Source organism: Bradyrhizobium sp. (assembly GCF_049581145.1).
Taxonomy (GTDB): Bacteria; Pseudomonadota; Alphaproteobacteria; order Rhizobiales; family Xanthobacteraceae; genus Bradyrhizobium.
This window is the reverse complement of record NZ_JBAURI010001299.1, coordinates 1-1,523: the sequence shown is the minus strand read 5'-3', so window position 1 is coordinate 1,523 and position 1,523 is coordinate 1. Positions and strand designations below refer to the sequence as shown.

General features: G+C 64.7%; 2 protein-coding genes. Both read left to right on the top strand.

Annotated features, from left to right (window positions below):
* The coding region (locus WCB02_RS41520; protein WP_423968712.1) for an Asd/ArgC dimerization domain-containing protein at positions 1 to 546 on the top strand (546 nt) is incomplete at its 5' end.
* Positions 543 to 1,523 (top strand): aspartate kinase (locus tag WCB02_RS41515; protein ID WP_423968709.1); only part of this gene is annotated, 981 nt, incomplete at its 3' end. The genes WCB02_RS41520 and WCB02_RS41515, both read left to right, overlap by 4 nt.

Sequence of the window (1,523 nt, the reverse complement as noted above, 5' to 3'; positions counted from 1 at the left end):
AACATCATCCCCTACATCAAGAACGAAGAAGAAAAGCTCCAGGAAGAAGTAGCCAAGCTCCTCGGCACCGCCTCCAACTCCGGCTTCCAGCCCGCGCCCCTCACCCTCTCCGCGCACTGCAACCGCGTAGCCGTAGTCGACGGCCACACCGAGTGCGTCAGCATCAAGCTGCGCAAGCCCGCCACCCACGAAGAGATCCTCGCCGCCTGGACCGACTTCCAGCCCCTCCACGGCCAGGGCCTCGACGGTCTGCACCTCCCTAGCGCCCCCATCTATCCCGTCGAGTACGCCCCCGAAGACACGCGCCCCCAGCCCCGCCTCGACCTCATGCGCGGGAACGGCATGGCCACCACCGTCGGCCGCCTACGTCCCTGCTCCCTCTTCGACTGGAAGTTCACCCTGCTCTCCCACAACACCATTCGCGGAGCCGCCGGAGCCGCCCTCCTCAACGCCGAAATCCTCGCCGTCATGGGCAAGTTCGACTTCCGTACCTTCCCCCCCATCCAGTCAGGCAAGCAGTCTGCCGACGCGCTGGTGCCCGCATGAGCTCAAGCACGCCGCGCCAGAACATCGTCGTCATGAAGTTCGGTGGCACCTCCGTCGAAGACGCCACCGCAATCCTTCGCACCGCCTCCATCGTAGCCACGCGCCTGCGCAAAAATCTCAACCCCATCGTCATCGTCTCCGCGATGTCGAAAGTCACCGACACCCTCCTCGCCGCCGCCGCGGCAGCAGGCCGCAACGATCGCGAAGAAGCCCTCAAGCTTTCCGACGCCCTGCGCACCCGCCATCTCAACACCGCCGCCGAGCTCGTCACCGAAACCGACCGTCTCACCTCCCTCCAGCTAAACATCCATCACGACTTCGACACCCTCGACGACCTCCTCCGCGGCATCTCCGCGGTTGGCGAACTAACGCCGCGCACCTCCGACAACGTAGTCAGCTTCGGCGAGCGCCTCTCGTCGGTCCTCTGCACCGCGGCCTTCGCGCAGCAAACCATCCCCAGCACGCACGTCGATGCGCGCACCGTCATCCTCACCGACAACCACTACGGCAAGGCCACGCCTAACGAACCCGCGATCGAAGCCGCACTCACCGCGCAAGTCCTCCCTCTCATCGAACTCAACCGCGTCCCCGTCATGGGCGGTTTCATCGGCTCCTGCAACGGAATTACAACAACCCTCGGCCGCGGCGGCAGCGACTACACCGCCGCCATCGTCGGCGGCGCTCTCCACGCCGGCGCCATCGAGATCTGGACCGACGTCAACGGCATCATGACCACCGACCCGCGCATCGTCCCCGAAGCCCTGCGCGTCAAGACCATCTCCTTCGAAGAAGCCGCCGAGTTAGCCTACTTCGGCGCAAAAGTTCTACACCCCGCCACCATCCTCCCGGCCGTCCAGAAGAACATCCCCGTCTTCGTTCTCAACTCCCGCAACTCCGAAAACGAAGGTACCCGCATCACCGCCATCGCTCCACCCTGCGCCAGCCCCTTCAAGTCCATCGCGGCCAAAAAGAAACTC